Genomic DNA, 23,132 nt, shown 5'->3' on the forward strand with positions numbered 1-23,132 from the left:
GTTACTTCAGCTTCCGCACGCGCTCCAGCTCCTCATTGAAGAGCTTGACCACGGCCGGGTTGAGATCGGCGGAGAACTTCTCGGTCACCGGCTTCACGGTATCCTGCAGGCGGGCATATTCAACCGGCGAGATTTCGTTGAACTGCATGCCCTTGGCTTTCAGCTCGCCCAACGCCTTGTCGGCGGCGACCTTGGTCACCTCACGCTGGTAGGCCAGGGTCTCGGTGAAGGAGTCGCGCAGCAGCTTCTGCTCCTCCGCCGACATGCGATCCCAGACCTTCTTGCTGATCGTGATAATGTTCTGCGTGTAGGTATGGTTGGTGGCGGAAACGAATTTCTGCACCTCGAAGAACTTGTTCGACAGGATCACCGAATAGGGGTTTTCCTGACCGTCCACGGTCTTGGTTTCCAGCGCGGTGTACAGCTCGCCGAAGTTCAGCGGCACTGGGTTGGCGCCGAAGGCCTTGAAGGTTTCCAGATAGACCGGATTGGGGATGACGCGCAGCTTCAGGCCGCGGAAGTCCTCGACCTTGGTGATCGGACGGGTGCTGTTGGTGGCGTTGCGGAAGCCCAGGCCCCAGAAGCCGAGGCCGATCATGTCCTTCTCGGGCAGCATGTCGAGCAGCACTTTTCCGAACGGACCCGCGACCAGGGCATCGGCCTGTTCGGGCGTGCTGGTCAGGAACGGGAAGTCGAGCAGGCCGAGTTCCTTGATCACGCCGGTCAGCGACGTGGTGGAGGCCGACAGCATTTCCTGGGTGCCGCCGCGCACGGCCGACTGCATCTGCATTTCGTTGCCGAGCTGGGACGCCGCGAATTCGCGGATCTTCATCTTGCCGCCGCTCTTGGCGGCCAGCACTTCAGCAGTTTTCTGCACGCCGAAGCTGATCGGATGGTCGGTGTTATTCAGATGGCCCCACCGGATGGTGCGGTCCTGAATCTGGGCCTGCGCGGGTGCCACGGACACGGCCAGAAGCGCCGTCAGGGCCACAGCAGACACAGTAAGAGCATGAATTTTCATAAGAATTATCCTCCCAAGGATATTGAATCGAGCCTTGTTGGCCCTTGATACCGGCGTTCGGTAGACCATAGGAGTTTTATTGAGTCAACATATGATTTATATTTTATATGATGATATGAGAATTTAATGATGCTATTGGGACGGAGCGACAATACGAGGCCCCTCGTACGACTCGCGCTGCTTAAGGTATGAAGACCAGCCATGAGCCTGATTGAACGCATCGACGACATGGAGACCATCGGTGAGGACGGCTATCGCCGCATCCGCACCGATATCGTGCTGAACCGGTTCAAGCCGGAGCAGAAGCTGAAGCTGGAGGCCCTGAAGGAGGCCTATGGCATCAGTGTCAGCACGCTACGCGAAATCCTGTGCCGCCTGTCGGCCGAAGGCCTCGTGGTCGCCGAGGGCCGCCGCGGCTTCGAGGTGGCGCCCGCCTCGATCGACAACCTGCGCGAACTGGCCGACCTGCGCATCCTGCTGGAAGCCCATGCCATCGAGCAGTCGTTTGCCCAGGCCGATGTGGAATGGGAGGGCCGGGTCGTCGCCGCCCATCACAAGCTGGCGCAGACCGAGCGCAGCCTGACCGACCGCAACGGCGATGCCGAGAAATGGAAGCGCTATGACAGCGAATTCCACCGGGCCCTGATCTCCAACTGCGGCTCACGTACGCTGATGGAGGCCCATGCGGCCGCTTTCGACAAGTATTTCCGTTACCAGATGATCGTGCTGGACTATCGCGGCGACGAACCGGTGCACCAGCACGAGACGCTGCTGCGCTGCGCGCTCAAGCATGACGTCGCCATGGCCAAGCAGACGCTGATGGAACACGTCACCAACTGCGTCGAGCATGCCATCACGTCCGGCAAGCTCCGCTAGGCCGGATCAGCCGGCGGCCGGTTCCGAGGCCGCCACCATGATCATTTCGACTTTCAGCGCCGGATTGGCCAGCACTGCCTGCCAGCAGGCACGTGCCGGCGGCGCACCGGGCGCCAGCCAGCCGTCCCAAACCGCATTCACCGCCGCATAGTCGGCCATATCGGCCAGGATGATGGCGGTGAACAGCAGACGTGCCTTGCTGCTGCCGCTGAGCTGCAGCCGCTCTTCCGCCTTCTCCAGCGCCTGGGCCATCTGTTCGGCAGCACTCAGGCCGCCGTCATAGGGGGCTTTCGGCGTCACCGCGAAATAGGTGGTGCCGTTATGGGTGACGGCCAGGCTGGAGCGGGCGGTGGGGTTCAGCCTCTGGATCAGGTCTGCAATATCGGCCATCGGATCAGGCCGGGATCAGGTGCATGTCGCTGCGACGCCAGGCGAGCTGCAGGGCATCGCCCTCGCGGATGCCGGTGGCCTGCACGAAGGGAATGCGGGCGCGAAGCGCCAGCCCGTCGCTGCCGCCAATCAGCAGCACGCTGTCGCCGTAATTGACCAGCGCCTCCACCGTGAAGGGCACAATGCAATGCTCGATCGAGGCTGCGCCCTGCCAGACACCGATGGCTTCCGGCCGGATCAGGCCATGGAAGCGGTCGCCGGCCGGCGCAGGCAGGTCGAGCCGGCCGATGGCGGCGGCCGTGAGCGCGCCGGAGCCGTCGCGGGTGACATCGAGGAAATTGCTGTCGCCGACGAAGCCGCCGACGAAGCGCGTGGCCGGACGCAGGTAGACATCCAGCGGCGGCGCGAACTGCTCCACATCGCCCTGACTGAACACGGCGATGCGATCCGACATGGTCATCGCCTCGGTCTGGTCATGGGTGACGTAGATGGTGGTGATGCCCAGATCGCGGTGAATGCGCTTGATCTCGACCTGCATATGCTCGCGCAGGTTCTTGTCGAGCGCGCCGAGCGGCTCATCCAGCAGCAGCACATCGGGTTCGAAGACCAACGCGCGGGCCAGCGCCACGCGCTGCTGCTGGCCGCCCGACAGCTCGCGCGGCTGGCGGCCGGCAAAATCGGCCAGACCGACCATGGCCAATGCCTCGGCGCTTTTCTTCGCGATCTCGGCAGCGGGACGTTTGCGCATGCGCAGCGGGAAACCGACATTCTCGGCCGCCGTCATATGCGGGAACAGCGCGTAATTCTGGAACACCATACCGATGTTGCGCTTGTGCGGCGGCACCGGACCGATCTCGCGACCACCGAGCCGGATGCTGCCCGAGGTCGGCTTCTCGAAACCGGCAACCATCATCAGCGTGGTGGTCTTGCCTGAGCCACTCGGCCCCAGGAACGAGACGAACTCGCCCTTCTGGATGTCCAGCGAAATACCGCGCACGGCGTTCTGCTTGCCGTCATAGGATTTAACGAGATCGCGGATCTCGAGATAGGTTTCGGTCATTGCATTTTCCCCTGCCGGCATGCCCATCGCGGCGCTGTTGGTGCGCGGATCGAAGATGGTCATGCCTGCCTCCTTACCACGGTCCGCCAGACCAGCGGACTCAAAACTGCGAGAAGCACCACGCCGAACAGCAGCGTCGACACCACCGAAATGATCGGGTCGGCCTCGATGCGGATGCTGTCGAACATCTTGCGCGGCAGCGTGGACGCCGCCTGGCCGGAAATGAAGATCGCTACCACGGCTTCATCGAAGGAATGGATGAAGGCGAACAGGCCGCCGATCAGGAAGCCGGGCCGCAGCACCGGGAAGGTGACTTCCCAGAAGGTGCGCAAGGGTCCGGCGCCGAGATTCATGGCGGCGCGTTCCAGGTTGCGGTCGAAGCCCTTCAAAGCCGCCGCAATGATCAGATAGCTGACCGGCACCGACAGGCAGGTATGGGCCAGCACCACGCCAAGCGGCGAATGAATGATCTTCAGATGGCTGAAATAGGAGTAGTAGCCGAGCGCCATGACGATATGCGGCACGATCATTGGCATCATCAGCAGCAGGTTGACCGCCGAACGGCCGAAGAAACGCTGCCGCACCATGGCAAACGAGGCCGGGATCACCAGCACCATGGTCAGCAGCATGGTGGCGAGGCCGATGCCGATGCTGTTGATCACCGGCTGGGTCCAGCGCGCATCGGCGAAGAAGGCGCGGTAATAGCCGAACCAGTAGCCCGGTGGCGGAAATTCGAAGGAATTCGCCGTGCTGAAGGACATTGGCACGACAATCAGCAGCGGCCCGACCACGAAGAGGGCGACAACCAGCGCGGCAGCAAGGACGTAAGGCATGCTATCAGCCCCAGAGCTTGTCGAGACCGACGAAGCGATTGTAGATCGCAAAGATCGCCAGGGTCACGAGCAGGAGGATGACGGAGGTGGCCGAGGCCTCGCCGAATTCGAGGAATTCCTCGATCTGGGTGCCGATCAGGCCGGCGATCATCTGTTCGCGCGGACTGCCGAGCAGCACCGGCGTCACATAGAAACCCAGGCACATGATGAAGACCAGTGTACAGCCGTTGACGATGCCGGGCGCGCTCAAGGGGAGAAAGACGCGGCGGAAGGCTTCGAACGGCGTGGCGCCCAGACTGCGGGCGGCGCGCACGAAATTCATGTCGATCTTCTTCATCACCGAATACAGCGCGAGCACCATGAAGGGGATCAGCAGGTGCACCATGGCCAGAGTCGAACTGAAACGGGTGAACAGCAGCTGCGGCGCCGGGTCCCAGCCAAGAAAGGCCATGATGGCACGCAGCGGCCCGTTATTGCCCAGGATCACCATCCAGGCAAAGGTGCGGACCAGGAAGCTGGTCCAGAAACTCATCGCCACGATCAGCAGCATGACGGTGGCAAAGCTGCCGCCGATCCGCACGATCATATAGGCGAGCGGATAACTCATCAGCAGGGCGAAAATGGTGACGATGCCGGCAGTCTGGAACGTCCCCCAGAGCACACGCCAGTAGAAGGCATCATTGAAGAAGGACATGTAGTGCTTCAACGTGAAGCCGGGGTCCATCACGCTGAAGAACACCACCTGTCCCAGCGGGACCAGGAAGAAGATGGCGAGAAAAGCCACCACCGGCAACAGCAGCAGCCAGGAGGCGGCATTGCTGCCGCCTTTGGCGAATGCCGCCGGCACCGACGGAATCATGGCACTGACTTTTCCCACTGGCATCGTCCTGGTCCGCCGTTCCGTTACCGCGAAATCCAGCGTTCGAACTGCTTGTTCGCCTCGGCCAGCTGGTCTCCGGCCTTGCTGGTATCCTGCACCACCACCTTCTTGATGTTTTCCGGCGAGGTGGGAGTCAGCTTTGCGTCTTCGGCGGAGATATGGTCGAAGGCCTTGGGGTTCAGCGGGCCGTAGACATTGGCCAGGCTGAACTTAGCGATACGCTCGGGCTGCACGGCCGACTGGATGAACTTCCAGGCCAGCTCCTTGCGCGGCGAGCCCTTGGAAACGACCCAGTAGGCCTTGTCGAGCAGGGCCTGGTTCCAGACCATCTCGACCGGGATATTCTCGCGGATCAGGCGCACCGGATAGGTCTGCCAGATGCCGATCAGATCCACTTCGCCATCGCGCAGCAGCTGGCCCGACTGCGGGCCCTGCGTCCACCAGACGCGCACCGAGGACTTGATCGTCTCCAGCTTAGCGAAAGCGCGATCCAGGTCCATCGGGAACAGCTTGTCGGCCGGTACGCCATCGGCAAGCAGGGCGATGGCCAGTACGCGGCCGGCATGACGCTGCAGACAGCGGGCGCCAGGATACTTCTTCACATCGAAGAATTCGGCCCAGGTGGTCGGCCCGCCATTGGGGAACTTGTCCTTGCGGTAGGAGATCAGCGTGGCGAAGGCATGCGAGCCGACACCGTTCTGGAACACCGCATCCGACCACAGTTTGGAGGTATCGATCGGCGACTGCTTGATATCCTCGATGATACCGGCTTCGTTGGCACGCACGATATCGGCATCGCCCAGGGTGGTGCAGTCGAATTCATAGACGCCGGTCTTCACCTGCGCCGCCAGCTTGGCAAAGGATACCGGCGAGACGGTTTTGATCTCGACGTTGTTCTCGCGCATGAAGGGCTCGAACCAGTTGACCTTGGCCGATTCCTCCCAGGGGCCGCCCCAGGTGTTCACATACAGCACATCGCGGGCATAGGCCCGGTTGATGAACGGACCCGGGAAGGTCAGCGCGGCCGTCGCGCCGGCCAGCTTCAGCGCCGAACGACGATTGATCTGTAACCCTTTACCGGTCTTGATGCTCTTGGTCATCGTAATCCCCTCCTCCATTGCGCCTGCGTCCAGGCGTTCAGTGCACTGAAATACTCAGGTAATACTGCTCAGCCCAGCGAGGCGGCGTAGACGCGCTGCCAGTTGCCATGGGTGATCTTGGCGACTTCCTCGGGATTGAAGCCGCGACGCTGCAAGCCACCGGTGATCTCGCCGATATTCTGCACATCCCTGAACCAGTCGGCCGGCGGCGCCTTACCGGCATTGGTGGCCGAGCCGGCGCCATAATCGACGCCGCGGGTCCAGCGGCCGGCACGCATCCAGTCGAGATCCTTCTGGGTGGTGTTATGGCTGCGGTCGGTGCCAATGCCGACATGGTCGATGCCGGCGATATCAACCGTGCGAGCGACCATCTCGCACCAGTTGTCGACCGAGGCGCAGTAATGGGTGCCGGTGATGTTGCGATAGGTGGCACAGCCGATGACGCCGCCGTTGTCACGCAGCGCTTTCAGAACATCGTCGGTCTTGTTGCGCTTGTGCGGATAAAGCGAGTCGGCATTGGCATGGCTGATCGCCACCGGCTTCTGCGAATGCTGCACGGCTTCCAGCGTGGTCTGGTTGCCGACATGCGACAGGTCGACCAGGATGCCGGTGCGGTTCATCTCGCGGATCACTTCCTTGCCGTAACGAGCCAGGCCGGAATCGCGGTCCTCGTAGCAGCTGCCGCCGAGGTCGTTCTGGTTGTTATAGGTGAGCTGCACGACACGCACGCCCATATCGGCGAACAGTTCGACGAAGGCGATACGGCTCTCGAACAGCACGGCATTCTGGAAGCCGAGCAGGATGGCGAGCTTGCCCTCCTTCACCGCGCGATCCACATCGGCGGCGGTGCGCGCGATCATGATGATATCGGCGTTTGCGCGCTCCATGTTGCGCCAACGCGCAATGGAGTCCATCGATTCGATGGCGTTTTCCCAGAAACCGAGCGTGACGGTGACGCAGCGCACGGTGCCTTTCAGCAGGGATTCGAAGACCGCGCGGTCGAAATGGCCGCACTGCAGGCCATCGTAGATCATCGGGGCGTTGGTGGTCATGGCATGTCCTCAGGCGGCTGCAGTGGTGTCAACGGGTTTGGACAGAAGCGAGAAGTCGGTTTCGTCATCGTCGGTGCGGCCGATGATGCGGCCATTCTCGTCGACGATGATCGGACCGGCGTGACGGCGCGACACCACCGAATCCGGTGTCAGCGACTGGTTCGACAGATGGTAGATGTCTGACCACAGGGCGCGCGACACGGTGAAGCCACGACGTAGCATGCCGGTGAGGAAGACATCGATGTCGTTATCCGATACAGCGTCGGGTTCGCGGCGGTCGATCGCCGTGATCGAGACCGAGCCGCTTTCGCTGCCAGCCGTCACCGTCAGCTCCGTGTGATAGCGCAGCGCCAACGGCGCCAGGGCCTCGAGCAAGCAGGGTTCGCGCAGATTATTGACCACGAGAACGCCCTTGTCGCGTTGCCGGCAGAGATCCACGGCCAGTTCCAGCAGCACCGGACCGACCGCCCAGGCATGCTCGCCATCGGCATCGGCCAGCAGGCAGCCGCTGTCACCCTGCGTGATCTTGAGGCGCGTCGGCGACATGCCGCGCAGGGCCTCGAAATGGCTGAACAGATGCTTCAGGCCCTGTTTGCCGATAGCTTCCGCGGCAATCACCAGTTCGCGCACTGCCGAGACGGTGCCGGATGGCAGGTCGGTCAGCAGCAGGATGCGTTCAACAATCAGGCGTGTCTCGCGCACCGACAGCAGGATGTCGCCGGGGCCGGCAGTCATGGTGGCATGGGCAGTCATACGACAGGCTCCGCGGGATAGATCCAGTCGGCATGGGCGCCGGCGCGCAGGTCCTCGGGCAGCGGCGCGCCGTGGTAGATCACGCCGCGCAGGTTGCGATTGAGGAAGTCGCGCGTCTTGTCGATGCCGTGCAGACCGATGTTGAGCAGCCGCACCATCTGGATCGGGATGAACTCCTCGCCCATGATGTTCATATGCGGCGAGTGGTATTGCAGGCCGCGCAAGGTCTGCACCCGTGCTGTAATGCTGCGGAATTCCGGATGGCGCAGCAGGAACCAGGCCGTCGACAGATTGCCCGGCTGCTGACTCAGGGCCGCATCCAGCTTCTGCACCAGCCGCGGCAGGTCGAGGCCGAGATTGTAGGCCTGGTCAACCTCTTCACGCGGGCCGCGGCGCGGCTCCTCGGCGGTCGCCGACTTGTACCAGATATACCGTTGCGAGGCCTCGGTGCTCAGATTCATGGCGAAGCACCAGGCATAGTCGCCATGCAGGATCTGGCGCAGCGTGTCGACGCTCATCTGCGGCTGTGTGGTCATCTCCTCGCTGACCACCAGGGTCTCGCAGAGCGCATCGGCGATCTCGGGCACCAGTTCGATCAGCAGGGAATGCAGGGTTTCCAGGGTTTCGGGCAGCGCGGTGGCTTCCACAGCATCGCAGATGGCGGCAAACGGGAAAGCCGGCACGACACCTGACACGGTGCCCGAGCGCATGAATTCCGCCACCAGCGCCAGGACATTACGCAGCTCGGCCGCCACCCGTTCGCTCGGCACCAGGGCGTCATAGACCATGCGGTCTTCCAGACGGAAGCGGACGGCACGTTCCAGCAGCGTCTGCAGCCGCTTCACTTCCGCCGCATCGGCGGCAACACGCAGCGACTTGCCATGCGCCAGAGCGGTCTCGCGCGCGGTGATGAAACGGTCGATCAGCTTGGGGTGGTTGTTGGCAAACAGGATCAGGCCAAGCGCCGAGCCGTTGCCGACACCAAGGAAGCGGCGGATTTCCGGAGCCAGTTCGATCGCCTTGTCCGACCGGTGACGCGCCAGCTGGGTCACCAGATCGGTGGCGAACTGGCGCATCATATAGGCGCTGAGCATCTGGGCAGCCAGCGGCTGGCGCAGGGCATGATCGTCTTCCAGCGCGCGGAAGGAACGCGTGCCGAAGGTGCCGTTGCCATCCAGCCCGGTGTTGCGCATCAGGTAGCAGACCTGCGCCAGCTTGGCGATTTCCGGCTGGCGACCAGCCGCCAGACTGTCGACCGTATGATCGAAGACACGCGAGGAGCGGTTCGAGCGGGCCCAGACCAGTGTGCGCTCGGTGGCACGGCCGGCATAAAGCTTGGGCAGCTCGGCCTGGGTGAAATCGACATCGGCCTGCGACATCGGCCCTTCGACCAGGGCGCCCATCATGTCCCAGTTGCGACCGATGATGCGGCCGGTGCGGCCCTGCGGATTGAACTCATTGGAAAAGACCGGGAAATCGAAAACGCCGCTCGGCGCCTCGATGCGGTAGAGCGCACGGCCCTTGGCGCGCTCGTCAATCTCGAAGCTGAGCTTCTGGATATTCCAGCGCTCGCGCGCGGCACGGGCGACAAAGGCGCGTGAAACGCTGATCCGGCTTGGCTGGAATGCCGCCAGCACTTCTGGGCGCATCAAGTGTTCGGGCGCGCGCAGCGCCACCTGCGGCGCCTGGCTCAGCGGGTTCTCCAGCGCGGGGCTGATCTTGCGACTGGTGGCGCTCATGAACTCTGGCCTCGCAGCAGTTGGGTGATCTGGTCGGCGGCCGCTATCAGGCGCGCACGGCTCTTCTCGGCCTGGAAACGCTGCTGCGGACCGACCAGCGACAGCGCGGCCAGAATACGGCCACTGGCCTCGAACACCGGCGCAGCCGAAGCCATGATGCCTTCCATGCGGTCACCCGAGACGGCGAAGCGTTCGCGCCGCACCTGTTCCAGCATGGCGGTCGACGGCACGGTGATGCCGCCATCGACCCAGCGCTGCAGCTTTTCCGCCGGCACGAAAGCGGCCAGCACGCGGCCAGAGGCCGAGTTGTCCAGCGACAGGCGGGCGCCGACTTTCAGTTCGGCCCGCAGCACGCCCTGGGATTCCACACGCTGCACAATGCGGGCTTCGGGTCCGTCCAGCACCGCCAGCGAGGCGGTTTCAGCGGTGTCGTCCACCAGTTTCTGCAGGATCGGCACGGTGCGGTCGCCCAGATTGGCCTGCTCCAGTGCGGCATTGGCGAGCCGGGCGGCATGCATGGTGAGGCGGAAGCTGCCGTCCTCGATCTGCTCGACCCAACCGGCCTCGATCAGGGTGACCAGGCGCTGGTAGACGGTGCCGCGTTCACCGCCGATGGCCCGGGTCAGTTCGACCAGCCGCACGCTCTTGCGCGCATCGGCCAGGGCGTCGAGCACTGCCAAGGTCTTCAGGACAGAAGTGAGGGGCCTGACGCCCCGTTGCGGCTTGCTCATGTCTTCTATATAAATACGTTGTATGTTATTTATATACTCCCTCCGGACTCGGCTCCCGGTCAAGCGGATTCTTTCGTCTCGCTAAATCAGCGAGCCGCTATCCCCTGCGCCTGGCACCTTGGATGTCCGCAGCCGGGGACCACCGAATGGTCACTTCCGATCCGCCGCGGTGCACGCGATGCTGAGCGCTCTCCTCCCATTCACAACAGACCGAGGCCGTAATGCTTCGACCGCTGAAATCCTGGATCCGCAACACCTCGCGCAGCCTCGGCTACGACATCGTACCGCTACGCGAGATGAAAGACCGCGACTTCGCTATCCATCTCGGACAGCTGTTCCGCTTTCTCGAGATCGACTGCGTGATCGATGTCGGCGCCAATACCGGCCAGTATCACGACTTCCTGCGCGACAAGGTCGGCTTTGGCGGTCTGATCGTCTCCGTCGAACCGGTGCGCCACAACATCGAAATTCTGGAGCGCCGCCGCGCCTCCGACAGTCGCTGGCATATTCTGGGCCATGCCCTGGGCCGCGCGGAGTCAACCCTGCCGATCCATGTGATGAAGTCGGATCAGTTCAGTTCCTTCCTGACGCCCGACAACAGCGCCGTGCCAGACTTCAACGGCCTGAACGAGGCGGCGCATACAGAAACCGTGGCGGTGCACCGGCTGGATGACGTGCTGCCGGCACTGCAGCAGCACTACGGTTTCCGCAATGTCTACCTGAAACTGGATACTCAGGGCTTCGACCTTGAAGTGCTGGCGGGCGCGCAGGCCAGCCTGCCCGGCATCAAGGCGCTGCAGACCGAGGCCTCGATCATCGGAATCTATGAAGGTATGCCCGATTACGTGGAAACCATCCGCGTGCTGAACCAACGGGGCTTCGACATTTCCGGGCTCTATCCGATCAGCCGCGATCCCGGCATGCGCCTGATCGAGTTTGATTGCGTGATGATCAATCGCGCCATCGCCACGGGCAACGGGGCCGCCCGGCGCGCTGCCTGACCCGCGCCGCTACTGTGCGGCGTCCAGCACCGGCTGCCCCACGGCTGGCGTCGCCGTCGGGTCGATCATATGCAGCAGTTCGGCTGTGTCCTCGCCGCCAACAAAGCAGCTGTTGGGCTGGCTGAGCAGCCGCTCCCGCGTGGCATCGTAATCTGTCTGCGTCAGGGTGATGAAAAAGCGCACCAGTGCGTCTTCATAAGGCGCATCGAAGGTCCAGCCCAGGCCGCGCTCTTGCACCATCGCGCCGACCTCGAAGCCGTTGGCGGCCAGACAGGGCACGCCGAAATAGCCGGCTTCGTAATAACGGCAGGGCAGCAGCCAGCGTGAATTATGCTCAGTATTCTCCAGGTCGATGGCCCAGGCGAAATCCAGTTCGCGATAAATTTCGGGCAGGTCGCGCGGGCTAACATACGAGCCCTCATAGACCAGGTTATCCAGCCGAGCCAGCGCCGCCGCAAAGCTCTGGCGATCCACCGTGGTCAGTACGCCGTGGAACTTAAACAGCACCAGGCCCTGCAGGCGCTCGGCCAGACGCACGATCAGGTCGAAAGTCTCCTGACCGCGGATCAGGCCGCAATAGCCAACCACCCAGCGATAGGCCCCGCGTGGGGCCGGCGCCGCATCCGAGGCAGGCCGGGACGCGGCCAGGGATTGCGGGAAATGCGCCGGTAGCTTGTTTTCCATCAGGAACCAGCGGCGACGGTAGCCCTGGATCGGCGCGAAGTAATTGCGCAGAAACCCGGGCGAAGACAGGACAAGGAGATCGGCGCGGCGCAGGCCGAACCGCTCGATAGCCCGCAGCAATCGCGCCTTCCAGCCAGCTCCGACAAAGGCTGGCTGCACATCCAGCACTTCGTAGACGATCCGAGTGTCCCGTCGCGCCAGCAGGCGGGCGATCAGCGCCAGCAGCAACTGGTCGATATTGCGGGCATAGAAAAATCCAGCCTCACGCAAAGCGCGCCGCTGGCTGAACAGCCGCGGAACGGCCTTCAGCAGCGCCAGTACGCGCTGGCCGTAACGACGGTCATGGGTACGGCCGAGCAGGATGCAGGGCCAGCTGGGATGGAAGTCGGCGTTGTAGTGATCGCGGCGGAAACCGAACATCAGCAGGTGATAGCCGTGACTGAGAAAAGACTCGGCACGCTTGATCGTGGTGGCGTCACTGACATCGGGCGCGAAGAACACAGCGGTCTTCTTCTGCCGGACGGGACTGTGCATCTCTCGCTCCTGGGTTACGGCCGCAAGCGCATGGCCTACGGATTCGGCGCGTTTCCAATGGCAACTTAAGGTCCGATGGCTGTCGGCCGTTGTGATTAATCTGTGCCTGAAAACCTTCGCCACAAAATCGCCTAAAGCCGCGCAGGGCCTGTATTTTCAGCATGTGCCCCATGCATTTGCGGTCACAGTCTAATCACTGGCGATCCGACGCGTGCTGGGTTTCCATGAGACTTGTTCCACCCAGTCCAAGACAGGATCACCGTGACCATGATTGCCGCTCCGGCACGACAGGCCAGCCCGTCCCATGCCAGCCTCACAGACCTGCCCAAGCGCTTCGACCGCGTGGCGCTGAGCAGTGTGTTCGGCAATCCGCTCGATCGCCGAACCTGGTCGGGCGCGCCCTATAATGTGGGCCGCGACCTGCAGGAACTGGGCATCGCGGTGGAAGGCATCGATTCCGGCAGCAGCAAGGGCGAACGGGCCATGCTGGCGCTACGCTATATGCTGAAGGGCTATGGCCTGCCACGCACCAGCGAAGCCGCCCTGCGTATGCCAGCCGCCCGCCGTCAGGCTGCCGCCAGACTGGCCGAGATCGCGCGCCGCCGCCATATCCGTCATGTGCTGCATTTCGGCACGCTGGATCTGCCGCCGGCCGACCTGTCCGATGGCGTGAAGCATTACCTCTATTGCGACCATGACTGGGCGCTGTCGCTGCGCCACCGCACCGACCTGACCGGTTACAGCAAACGCGCGCTCGACCTGTTCGAACAGCAGGAGCGCGAGGCGCTGGGCTCGGTGGAGCATGTCTTCACCTTCGGCACTTATGTGCGCGACCACATCATCCAGCATTACGGCCTGGCGCCGGATCGCGTCACCGCCGTCGGTTCCGGCATGGGCCAGATCGAGCCCTATGAGCAGCCCAAGGATTTCAGCCGGCCGAATCTGCTGTTCGTCGCCAAGCATATCTTTGCCGCCAAGGGCGGCCATCTGTTGGTCAACGCATTCAGGCTGGCCCATCGCCAGCGGCCCGACCTGACGCTATCCATCGTCGGCGACGAACGCAGCCGCAAGCATGTGCCCGAACATCCCGGCATCCATTTCCATGCGCATCTGCCCTGGCGCGAACTGCAGCGGTTGTATCGCATGTCGACCCTGCTGGTGCAGCCGATGCTGAACGATCCCTGGGGCCAGGTGTATTTGGAAGCGATGCTGTCGCGCACCCCGGTGATCGGCCTGCAGCGCAACGGCCTGCCCGAGATTCTGGAAAATGGCCAGCATGGCTTCCTGGTCGAGCGGGCCGATCCGGAAGTCCTCGCCGCCACCATTCTCGATGCGCTGAGCGACCATGACCGCCTGGCGCATATGGCCTGGAGCGGCCAGCAGCATGTTCTGAACTCCTACTCCTGGAATGCCGTGGCGCAACGCATCGCCCTGGTCTGACCCGAAACAAAACCTCCCCAAACGCAAAGGAACCCACCATGGCCGACAAGGTAGCATTGATCACCGGAGCCACCGGGCAGGATGGCGCCTATCTGGCGGAACTTCTGCTGGAGAAGGGCTATGTCGTGCACGGCATCAAGCGCCGCTCCTCTTCGATCAATACCCGGCGCGTCGACCATCTGTATCGCGACCGGCACGAAGAAGACGTACGCTATTTCCTGCATTACGGCGACATGACCGATACGTCGAACCTGATCCGTCTGATCCAGGAAACCCAGCCGGACGAAATCTACAACCTGGCCGCCCAGAGCCATGTGCAGGTCAGCTTCGAGACGCCGGAATATACCGCCAATACCGATGCCCTCGGCACGCTGCGCCTGCTGGAGGCGATCCGTATCCTGAAAATGGAAGACCGGGCCCGCTTCTATCAGGCTTCCACCTCTGAACTCTTCGGCAAGGTGCAGGAAATCCCCCAGCGGGAAACCACGCCCTTCTATCCGCGCAGTCCCTATGCCGTGGCCAAGCTGTATGCCTACTGGATCACCGTGAATTACCGCGAGGCATATAACATGCACGCCTCGAATGGCATCCTGTTCAACCACGAAAGCCCGATCCGCGGCGAGACCTTCGTCACCCGCAAGATCACCCGCGCCGTGGCCGCCATCGAGCATGGCCTGCAGAAATGCCTCTACCTGGGCAACATCGATGCCAAGCGCGACTGGGGCCATGCCCGCGATTATGTCGAAGGTATGTGGATGATCATGCAGCAGGACAAGCCCGACGATTACGTCCTGGCCACCGGCGAGGTGCACAGTGTGCGCGAATTCGTCGAACTGGCTTTCCGTCACATCAATCGCCCGATCGAATGGGATGGCAAGGGCGCCGATGAAAAAGGCTTTTGCAGCAAGTCAGGCGATATCCTGGTTGCCGTCGATCCGGAATATTACCGCCCGACCGAGGTAGAGTTCCTGCTTGGCAGTCCGGACAAGGCCTGGCGCCAGGTCGGCTGGCAGCATCGCACCAGCTTCGAGCAACTGGTGACCGAGATGGTGGATGCCGATCGCGCCAACCTGAAGCAGAACCACAACGATCACAGCGTGTACAGCCATGCCTGAGCAACGCCCAGTCTACTCCCTTGCCGGCAAGCGCGTCTGGGTCGCCGGCCATCGCGGGCTGGTTGGCTCGGCGCTGGTGCGGCGGCTGCAAAGCGAGGATTGTCAGATTCTCACCGCACCGCGCCAGCAACTGGATTTGCGCAGCCCGGAGCAGGTGCAGTTCTGGCTGCGCGAGACCCAGCCGCAGGCTGTGATCGTGGCGGCTGCGAAAGTCGGCGGCATTCATGCCAATGACACGCGACCGGCGGAATTCCTCTACGACAACCTGATGATCGAAGCCAATATCGTGGAGGCCGCCCGCCAGCACCATGTCGAAAAACTGGCTTTCCTTGGCTCCAGCTGCATCTATCCGAAGATGGCCCCGCAGCCGATCCCGGAAACCGCGTTGCTTACCGGACCGCTGGAACCCACCAACGAATGGTATGCCATCGCCAAGATCGCCGGCATCAAACTGTGCCAAGCTTATCGCCGCCAGTATGGCTGCGATTTCATTTCGATCATGCCGACCAACCTCTATGGCCCAGGTGACAATTTCGATGTGATGCAGGGCCATGTCATTCCGGCCCTGATGGCAAAAATCCACCATGCCAAGGAGTCCGGTCAGGACGCCGTGAAGGTGTGGGGTACCGGACGGGCGCTGCGGGAATTCCTGTTCGTGGACGATGCTGCCGACGGCATCGTGCATGCGCTGAAATTCCACTCTGGCGAAGACATCCTCAATCTCGGCACCGGTGGTGAAATCTCGATCCGCGACCTCGCCGGACTGATGTGCCGGGTCATCGGCTTCCGCGGCCGGCTGGATTTCGACACCAGAAAACCGGATGGCACGCCGCGCAAGGTGGTGGATACCGGTCGCCTGCGTGCGCTCGGCTGGCAGGCCGAAACCCGGCTGGAAGACGGACTGCAGCGCACCTACCGCTGGTTTCTCGAACACCAGTTGTCAGACCTGCGGGCCAGCGCTTGAGCGACACGACGGATCCGCTGGCAACCGGACATCTGCAGGACGATCTGCGCCGCCGCACCCTCCGCGGCGGCGCAATCGCCTTCGGCAGCCAGGCACTCCGGGTTATTATCCAGTTCGGCTCCACCATCGTCCTGGCCCGCCTGCTGCCACCGCATGCCTTCGGCCTGATCGCCATGATCGCGGCGCTGACCGTGCTGCTCGATCTGGTCAAGGAGCTGGGCCTCTCCGCTGCGACCATCCAGCGGCCCGATATTACGCAGAACCAGATTTCCACCCTGTTCTGGATCAACACGGCCGTCGGCTGCGCGATCGCCGGCCTGCTGCTGGTGTCGGCACCGGCGATCGCGCGCTTCTACGGCGAGCCGGAACTGACCGCCGTGACGCAATGGCTGGCGGCCGGCTTTGCCGTCAGCGGCCTCACCATCCAGCATTGGGCTTTGCTGCGCCGGCAGATGCGCTTTGGCGCCATCGCGCTGCTGGAAACCGGCGCTGAACTCATCGCCATGATCCTGGCCGTCGTGATGGCCATGCGCGGTGACGGCTACTGGGCCCTGGTCGCGCAGCGCCTGGCCGTACCGGCTATCGCTTTTGTCGGTAGCTGGCTGCTCTGCCCCTGGCGTCCCGGACTGCCGCGCCGCGATGCGGGCCTGGGCAGCCTGATCGGCTTCGGCGCATCCGTGACCGGCTACAACCTGGCGACGGCCGCCGCGCGCAGCCTGGACCAGATGCTGATCGGCTGGCTCTGGGGGCCGGCGACCCTGGGCCTGTATGAACGTGCAGCCAAGCTGGTGCTAGTGCCGGTCAACAACATCAACGCGCCGCTCTATGCCGTGGCCATGCCGGCCCTGAGCCGCCTTGACGCGCGCCCAGAACGTTACCGCAGCGCTTTCCTGCTGATGTTCGAGAAATTCGCCATGATCACCATGCCGCCGGCAGCCCTGGCCTTCGTCTGCGCCGACTGGGTGGTGGACATGCTGTTCGGACCACAATGGACGGCGGCCACGCCTTTCGTGGCGTCTTTCTCCTTCGCCGCCATTTCGCTGCCCACCATGCTGGCCGTCGGCCTGCTCTATCAGAGCCAGAACCGGCCACGCGAATTGCTGCGTGCCGCCCTGGCGGACTCCGTGCTGGTCGGCATTGCCATTGTGGCTGGCCTGCCCTTCGGTGCGATCGGCATTGCTGTGGGCTATGCCGCCGGCGGCCTGTGCCTGCGCCTGCCGGCCGCCTTCTGGCTGGCCAGCCGCCGGGGCCCGGTCGGCCTTGCCGACCTGTGGAGCGCCGCAACGCCGTCGCTGGCGGTATCGGCCGCTGTGGCAGGTGGCATCTGGGGCCTGCGTCACCTGCCTGCGGTGATGGCGCTGACACCGATACAGGCGCTCGCCGTTATGACGGTTGCCGGCGGCGCGATAGCCCTCGCGGTCTTTGCCCTTATTCCGCGCAGCCGCCGGGCACTGGAGCGTCTCTGGCTGCTGCCGCGCCAGCTCATCAACCGGACAGCCTGATTAAACTGAACGCAGAGAAGCTTCAGACTCCGACCGGGGCACCATCCGCATCGTGCTGTGGATTGCCGTTCTTGATGCGCAGCCGGCCCTGGCGATCGACCCAGAGCGCATAGTCCCCGAGCCGCGCCAGATTGCGGCTCTGCCAGTCTGACCCCAGACGCAGGCCACCCCGGCCGCCACCGATCTCTACGGCCTCGAAGCCATCCCTGTATTCGATCGCACCACTGCTGCCGATCACACTGGCCTGGCCCTTGACGCTGCCGCCCAGGCGCGCCAACCCGGCCTTGTCAGCCTTGGCATCGCCGCTGCCGCTGCAGCCGACCATGGCAAGCTGCCCGGTCAGATAGGCGTCCAGAAGATGAGTCTGCTTGAACATCGAGTACGCCGTGCAGCCAACCAACGTGGCGAATCCCTGCAGCTTGATGCCGGGACCGCCCTTGGAGAAATCCTGCGCGCCTTCATGATTGTTTTCGAAGCCGCAGCTGGACAGCAGCGTGCAGCCATTTTCTGCCACCAGGCCATGACGCTTGTTGAGCAGGAAATAGCTGCCATGGAAGCTGATATCGTAGCAGCCGTCGCGAAGCGCCGCGCCATTGTCGCCATTCTCGCCGAACACGCCGCCCACGACACGCACGGCCGACAGGATGCCCCCGGCCTTATCGTGATGGAAACTGGCGCCGTTGCCACGATTGTTGCGGAAGAAGCAGTTGGCGATCTGGCCTTCAAAGACATTGCCGAACAGATGGGCGCCGTCGCGGCCGCAATTCTGCACGACCAGGTCACGCAGGCAGAAGTTATAGAGGAAATGCGCGTTGCCGCGGCAGATCAGGCGGATGCCGTCGCCATCCTGTCCGCTGCCGTGGATATCCAGGCCCTGGATCAGCAGGAAGCGGAAGGTTGAGCGGCTGACGACGTCCAGAACGGGACTGCCATCGGTGATGGCCGATATCAGCCGTGCACCCGGCGCAAAGATGCCAGACTGCCGCGTGATGTTGACCGTCGGCGCAATACGCAGACTGCGGGTGATGCGGTATTGCCCGGGCGGAATGGTCAGCAGACCGCCATCCGGCCGGGCGAAGGTGGCATCCAATGCCGCCTGCAGGGCATTCGTATCATCAGCCTTGCCATCGCCACGGATACCAAAAGCGGCAGCGGAAAGAGCCGCGGCAGGCGATGAGGGCTCCTGGGCCGGTGCCGCATGGGCGTCGATGCCCAAGGCGGCCCCGACGGCCAGACCGCCGCCCAGAGCAAGCAGGTCGCGACGCTGCATACTCATTCCTGCAGCAGGGGGGCGGATGGCGCGTGCGCACGCAGATGGCGGCGCAGTTGCGGCATAGCCGGCATTACCGGCTGCCAGCCGGCGACGGGCGCGGCGATACGCTGGTGTACCACCGACAGGGCGACGGCCAGCAGCAACACGACCCAGGTCTTCGGGCTGACATAGGCACCCGAAGCCTGGCCGAAGACCAGCCAAACCGCCAAGCAGAACAGGACGCTCGATGCGCCCAATGTCCGCAACCAGAAAGACAGGCCAACCAGGATGATGCTGCCCCAGACCAGGCCGAGATAGATCCAGTGCAGCCAGAAATAATTGGTCAGCACTTCGGAGATCTTGTTGATTTTCCAGCCGGCCGAGAATTGCGAAGACTGCACGAAGACATTGATCACCAGGTCGGCGATATAATTTTCGCCGGTCAGTCCCGCACCGGCCCAGGGATGCTGCTGCATCACCTCGATGGCGACCAGAGCCGGACCGATCACGCGGTAGAAGAAGCTGGGATCGTTGCCGGCACTGATATTGCTGAATCGCTCGGCATAAACGGTGGTGCCCAGAATAGTAAAGATAACAGCGACAATCACACCGGCTGCGAAGATCGCAAGCCGATAGCTGTGGCCGAGCCGCCCGATTGGCGGCGTGGCCGGAAGGACGCAGAAGTAATAGGGCACGATCAGCAGAAGGGCGAGCAGCAGGGTTGGCCCCGGCATCACCAGAAGTCCAAGTCCGAGCAGAACAAGGTAGATCATCAGCTTGCGAGGATGCTGCGAAACTACAAACCAGGAGAATATGAACAGCGTATACCCGAACGTCACCGCCGAAGGCTCGGAGGTGAACAGTTTGGGCCGCACCTTGCCATACAGAATCTCGTCACGTTTATCGGCGTCGTAGATGCCGGAATCGTAGATTGCGTTGCGTACCGCGTCGCTGATGCTGCTCAGTCCGGCATAGCTTTCCAGCAAACTGCCGATCAGGATAAACATGGTAAAGCCGAGGAAGAGGGTTGCTAGCTGATTCCGACTGGCCTGCAACAGGGTGAGAAACATCGCATAGGCAATGACCAGCGAGTAGCTCAACTGGATCAGACCCGTGAAACGCTTGCCCAGATAATCCAGATTGGCGGCCGAGAGGCTGGCACAGAGATAAAGCAGCACAATACCGAGCAGGCCGGCCAGATGCCGGGGCTGTATGTCGTTCCGGCGACGCCAAAGCAATACGACACCGACCACACCCGATGGCGCTGCGGGAAACGGCACCGTAGGCGTCACCTGGATCGAAACCCCGAGATAGATACCGATGAAGAAGACCACCATCAGCGCCATGTCGGTGCCGTTCAGTTTCGGCTCGGCGATCAGCTGCAACTTCATGGCGTTGCCATGGCGGCCAACAGGCTCTGCCCGCGGCTGGCCCAGTGAAAATGGTCGCGGCAGACGTCATAGGCGCGATCCTGCAGTCCGTTGAGACGGTCGCAGTCATCAATCACCTGCAACACGCCGCGCGCCAGTTTCTCGTAATCGGCATAAAGAAGGATACTGTCGTCGTGACGCAGGGGCACGCCCGCCACAGAACCGTCCAGAGCCAAGATCGGCATGCGATTGAAGATATAGTCCAGCACCTTCAGCTTAAAACCGCCGCCATGGCGTTCGGCCACCAGGGCAATGCGGGCCTGACGCATGAATTCCGGTATGCCATCGACCGGCCCGGTGAACTGGGTGGCCACGGCTTTTTTGCGCATATGATCGAGGAAAGACGCCTCCGCGCTGCCCACCACCTGCAGCTCGGCGCCCTGCGCGGCAAAGAGCGGATCGGCGACGGCGACAAACTGTTCCAGATTCATCCGCTTGGCAATCCAGTCAAAGCTGCCGACGATGATGGCGCGGCGCGGCAGGGCTGCCGTGATCCTGCGGCTGCTCTCGGCATGATCGCCGCCATAACCCGGCGTCAGCACTTCGATGCGGCACCCCGGGCGATACGTCTGATAGCGCTCGGCGTCTTCTGGCGTGATGGCTGTGACTAGGTCGACGGCGTCGACCATAGCATTTTCCAGCCATGCAGCCTTCAGGGCATCATAATGCAGCACCTGGCGCTTGAGAAAATTCTCATGGCCGCTGGCGATCTCGCGCCGCAGGCTGGCCTCGTGATTATGCGACACATAGACCAGCCGTGGACGATTGCTGCCCCGCGGCAGGCGCCGCAGCACCGGACCGAGCGCCCAGCCGGCCGAGATACCGTCGAAAACGATGGCATCCCAGCGTTCCTGTTCAAGTCGTTGCTCCAACAGACGCTGCAGCGCCGGGGTGCGGCTGCGGTCGGCGATATGGGGCAACGTCGAGGCCAGGCTGACCAGATTCGAGCGTGGCCGGTGCTCGCTGAGCCACCAGTGAACCTCGCCGTCGCGACCAGGGGGGCGCGACGGCGAGTCCGGCCTGGTCAGGCCAAGCACATGCATGTCTGCACCACCCCCCACCATCGCATCAATCAGTCCACCGGAATAGATGAACTGGCCGTTATGGCGCGGGTCGGGGTCGGCAAGCGTGAGCCAGAGGCAGCGCATCAGGGGTTTCGCCTACTGATCAAAATGCATTCCGTCCGGTGAACCCGCCGAAAATCGTGCGGGCTATAATCTGAACGTCCAGCAGCAGCGACCAGTTCTGTATGTAATAAATATCGTGCTCGACGCGTTTCTGGATCTGCTCGACGGTTTCGGTCTCGCCACGCCACCCGTTTACCTGGGCCCATCCGGTGATTCCCGGCTTGACCCGATGGCGCCAGTGATAGTTTTCCACCGCGTCGTGGTAGAGCACGCCGCCAGCCTTGCACAGCAGGGCATGAGGCCGCGGACCCACGACCGACATCTCGCCACGCAGCACGTTGATGAACTGCGGCAGCTCATCCATGCTGGTGCGGCGCAGGAAAGCCCCCACGCGGGTGACGCGCGGGTCGTTGCGCTTGGTCAGCGTCTCGGCATTCGGGTCACGGGCATGGTGATACATGGTGCGGAATTTCAGCACCTCGATCAGCTGGTTGTTCCGGCCATAGCGTTTCTGCTTGAACATCACCGGTCCCGGCGAATCGAGCCGAATGGCCAGGGCGATCACAGCCAGAACCGGCGAGATCAGCAACAGGATGGCGGCGGCGAATAGCCGGTCTTCCAGCATCTTCGCCACACCGTTCCAGTCGCGATAGGGCCGCCGGTCGACCATCAGAAGCGGCACATCGCCGATGCGGTCGGCCACGCCCTCGCCCAGCCGCAGGCCATAAGGATCGGGACAGAGGCAGATATCAACCGCCACACAGCGCAGTTTGGCCAGGATGCCATCCAGCTGGCCCTGGGCCGCATAGGGCAACGCCACAATCACAGCATCCACACGCTGGCGGCGCACATCCTCCACCAGGTCGTCGCAGTTGCCGCGCACGCTATGGCCACGCCAGCCGCTGGGGCGGTCGCCGGCCCGCTCGTCATAGAGGCCAACCACCACCGCATCCGCATCGGCACGATCGCGGAAATGCCGCAGCAGCGTCTGGGCATCCGGCCCGGCCCCGAGAATGGCGACCCGGCGGCGCAGACGCCCATTCTGACGCCAGTGATCGATGCGCAGGGTCAAGCCGACCCGAGCCACCGAAGGTAGAAACAGGCCAATGGTGAACCACAGGCCCAGCCAGCTCCAGTTCTGCAGCAGATCCGCACCGCTGACGGCCATGGCCAGCGCCATGGCCACGCCGGTGGCACACCAGGCCATCAGCATGCGCAGCAGATGCACATGGCCGTGGCGCAGACGGCCGATGTCATAGGCGCCGGCCAGATGCAGCGCATTGACGGCAACCAGGGCACCGAACAGCGACATCGCCACATAGTAGGAAGCCGACATCGGCAGGTCGGGCGCCGCCAGCAGCAGCGCCACCAGCCCTGAAGCCAGGGCAACGATGGCATCGAAGCCACGTAGAACACCGCTGACGATTTCCAGCGAAACCGGCGGCGTCACGCCTTTTTCGATATGACGCAGATGCGCAACCGGCTCGGCCGGCCGGCCGCGGTGGCGAATCTCGGGCCGCGTCGGCGCATAGGCAACAGCCGACTGCACGGCAGCAGAAGAACGAGATGAGCGAGAGCCTGGGAGGACGTCGAGTGACATGCTAGCAGCTCCAATTCTGGGGACCTCTGATATGGCATGCGACCTGTG

21 protein-coding genes are annotated in these 23,132 nt (G+C 63.0%); 6 read left to right on the forward strand and 15 right to left on the reverse strand.

Going from position 1 to position 23,132, the window contains the following annotated elements; all coding sequences use genetic code 11:
- Window position 1: 1 nt before the first annotated feature.
- A complete protein-coding gene (locus tag AC1ROB_RS17560) occupies window positions 2-1,021 on the reverse strand; it encodes a TRAP transporter substrate-binding protein (protein ID WP_492969821.1) in 1,020 nt (339 codons plus the stop codon).
- 201 nt (window positions 1,022-1,222) lie between these two features.
- On the opposite strand from AC1ROB_RS17560, the gene AC1ROB_RS17565 reads away from it, so the two are divergent.
- Window positions 1,223-1,897, forward strand: coding sequence for a GntR family transcriptional regulator (locus AC1ROB_RS17565; protein ID WP_492969820.1), 675 nt, complete (start codon window positions 1,223-1,225; stop codon window positions 1,895-1,897).
- A gap of 6 nt (window positions 1,898-1,903) precedes the next feature.
- On the opposite strand, the gene AC1ROB_RS17570 is transcribed toward AC1ROB_RS17565, so the two are convergent.
- The 9 genes from AC1ROB_RS17570 to AC1ROB_RS17610 all read right to left on the reverse strand — a co-directional run bounded on the left by AC1ROB_RS17570 (window position 1,904) and on the right by AC1ROB_RS17610 (window position 10,435).
- A complete protein-coding gene (locus tag AC1ROB_RS17570; RefSeq protein WP_492969819.1) occupies window positions 1,904-2,287 on the reverse strand; it encodes a RidA family protein in 384 nt (127 codons plus the stop codon).
- A 4-nt stretch (window positions 2,288-2,291) separates the two neighbouring features.
- On the reverse strand, window positions 2,292-3,410 hold the full coding sequence (locus AC1ROB_RS17575) for an ABC transporter ATP-binding protein (protein WP_492969818.1): 1,119 nt from the start codon (window positions 3,408-3,410) through the stop codon (window positions 2,292-2,294).
- The gene (locus AC1ROB_RS17580; protein WP_492969817.1) at window positions 3,407-4,180 is read right to left on the reverse strand and encodes an ABC transporter permease; all 774 of its coding nucleotides are present in this window, start codon (window positions 4,178-4,180) and stop codon (window positions 3,407-3,409) included. Before AC1ROB_RS17580 ends, AC1ROB_RS17575 begins: the two co-directional genes overlap by 4 nt.
- 4 nt (window positions 4,181-4,184) lie before the next feature.
- Window positions 4,185-5,057, reverse strand: a complete 873-nt coding sequence (locus AC1ROB_RS17585) for an ABC transporter permease (protein ID WP_492969816.1) — start codon at window positions 5,055-5,057, stop codon at window positions 4,185-4,187.
- 26 nt (window positions 5,058-5,083) lie between these two features.
- A complete protein-coding gene (locus tag AC1ROB_RS17590; protein WP_492969815.1) occupies window positions 5,084-6,160 on the reverse strand; it encodes an ABC transporter substrate-binding protein in 1,077 nt (358 codons plus the stop codon).
- Between the two features lie 68 nt (window positions 6,161-6,228).
- Window positions 6,229-7,212, reverse strand: coding sequence for a membrane dipeptidase (locus tag AC1ROB_RS17595; RefSeq protein ID WP_492969814.1), 984 nt, complete (start codon window positions 7,210-7,212; stop codon window positions 6,229-6,231).
- Between the two features lie 9 nt (window positions 7,213-7,221).
- A complete protein-coding gene (locus AC1ROB_RS17600) occupies window positions 7,222-7,965 on the reverse strand; it encodes a hypothetical protein (RefSeq protein ID WP_492969813.1) in 744 nt (247 codons plus the stop codon).
- On the reverse strand, window positions 7,962-9,704 hold the full coding sequence (locus AC1ROB_RS17605) for a hypothetical protein (protein ID WP_492969812.1): 1,743 nt from the start codon (window positions 9,702-9,704) through the stop codon (window positions 7,962-7,964). Before AC1ROB_RS17605 ends, AC1ROB_RS17600 begins: the two co-directional genes overlap by 4 nt.
- Window positions 9,701-10,435 (reverse strand): IclR family transcriptional regulator, encoded by a 735-nt coding sequence (locus AC1ROB_RS17610; protein WP_492969811.1) that lies wholly within the window; start codon window positions 10,433-10,435, stop codon window positions 9,701-9,703. The genes AC1ROB_RS17605 and AC1ROB_RS17610 overlap by 4 nt, the downstream gene beginning before the upstream one ends.
- 221 nt (window positions 10,436-10,656) lie before the next feature.
- On the opposite strand from AC1ROB_RS17610, the gene AC1ROB_RS17615 reads away from it, so the two are divergent.
- Entirely contained in the window at window positions 10,657-11,436 is a 780-nt protein-coding gene (locus AC1ROB_RS17615) for an FkbM family methyltransferase (protein WP_492969810.1), read from the forward strand.
- A 9-nt stretch (window positions 11,437-11,445) separates the two neighbouring features.
- Here the strand turns inward: AC1ROB_RS17615 and AC1ROB_RS17620 are convergent, their stop codons facing one another.
- Window positions 11,446-12,654: a glycosyltransferase family protein gene (locus AC1ROB_RS17620; protein WP_492969809.1), complete on the reverse strand. Its 1,209-nt coding sequence runs from the start codon at window positions 12,652-12,654 to the stop codon at window positions 11,446-11,448.
- Window positions 12,655-12,921: 267 nt separating this feature from the next.
- Here AC1ROB_RS17620 and AC1ROB_RS17625 point away from each other — a divergent pair, with 267 nt between their 5' ends.
- The 4 genes from AC1ROB_RS17625 to AC1ROB_RS17640 are packed head-to-tail and all read left to right on the forward strand — an operon-like array spanning window position 12,922 to window position 17,675.
- Window positions 12,922-14,094: a glycosyltransferase family 4 protein gene (locus tag AC1ROB_RS17625; RefSeq protein ID WP_492969808.1), complete on the forward strand. Its 1,173-nt coding sequence runs from the start codon at window positions 12,922-12,924 to the stop codon at window positions 14,092-14,094.
- 38 nt (window positions 14,095-14,132) lie between these two features.
- Window positions 14,133-15,209, forward strand: a complete 1,077-nt coding sequence (gmd, locus tag AC1ROB_RS17630) for a GDP-mannose 4,6-dehydratase (RefSeq protein ID WP_492969807.1) — start codon at window positions 14,133-14,135, stop codon at window positions 15,207-15,209.
- Window positions 15,202-16,173 carry a GDP-L-fucose synthase gene (fcl, locus tag AC1ROB_RS17635; protein ID WP_492969806.1) on the forward strand — a complete coding sequence of 324 codons (972 nt, stop codon included), beginning with the start codon at window positions 15,202-15,204 and terminating at the stop codon, window positions 16,171-16,173. The genes gmd and fcl overlap by 8 nt, the downstream gene beginning before the upstream one ends.
- Window positions 16,170-17,675: a lipopolysaccharide biosynthesis protein gene (locus AC1ROB_RS17640; RefSeq protein ID WP_492969805.1), complete on the forward strand. Its 1,506-nt coding sequence runs from the start codon at window positions 16,170-16,172 to the stop codon at window positions 17,673-17,675. The genes fcl and AC1ROB_RS17640 overlap by 4 nt, the downstream gene beginning before the upstream one ends.
- 22 nt (window positions 17,676-17,697) lie before the next feature.
- Here AC1ROB_RS17640 and AC1ROB_RS17645 read toward each other — a convergent pair whose 3' ends face one another.
- Genes AC1ROB_RS17645 through AC1ROB_RS17660 form a run of 4 tightly spaced genes read right to left on the reverse strand, consistent with a single transcriptional unit; the run spans window position 17,698 to window position 23,084 of the window.
- Complete coding sequence (locus AC1ROB_RS17645) at window positions 17,698-18,945, reverse strand: glycosyl hydrolase family 28-related protein (RefSeq protein ID WP_492969804.1); 1,248 nt, start codon at window positions 18,943-18,945, stop codon at window positions 17,698-17,700.
- A gap of 2 nt (window positions 18,946-18,947) precedes the next feature.
- Window positions 18,948-20,318: a hypothetical protein gene (locus AC1ROB_RS17650; RefSeq protein ID WP_492969803.1), complete on the reverse strand. Its 1,371-nt coding sequence runs from the start codon at window positions 20,316-20,318 to the stop codon at window positions 18,948-18,950.
- Window positions 20,315-21,505 carry a glycosyltransferase gene (locus AC1ROB_RS17655; RefSeq protein WP_492969802.1) on the reverse strand — a complete coding sequence of 397 codons (1,191 nt, stop codon included), beginning with the start codon at window positions 21,503-21,505 and terminating at the stop codon, window positions 20,315-20,317. The genes AC1ROB_RS17650 and AC1ROB_RS17655 overlap by 4 nt, the downstream gene beginning before the upstream one ends.
- 19 nt (window positions 21,506-21,524) lie before the next feature.
- A complete protein-coding gene (locus tag AC1ROB_RS17660) occupies window positions 21,525-23,084 on the reverse strand; it encodes an undecaprenyl-phosphate glucose phosphotransferase (RefSeq protein ID WP_492969801.1) in 1,560 nt (519 codons plus the stop codon).
- Window positions 23,085-23,132: the final 48 nt, after the last annotated feature.

It is taken from the genome of Ferrovibrio sp. GW821-FHT12F09, assembly GCF_058806775.1.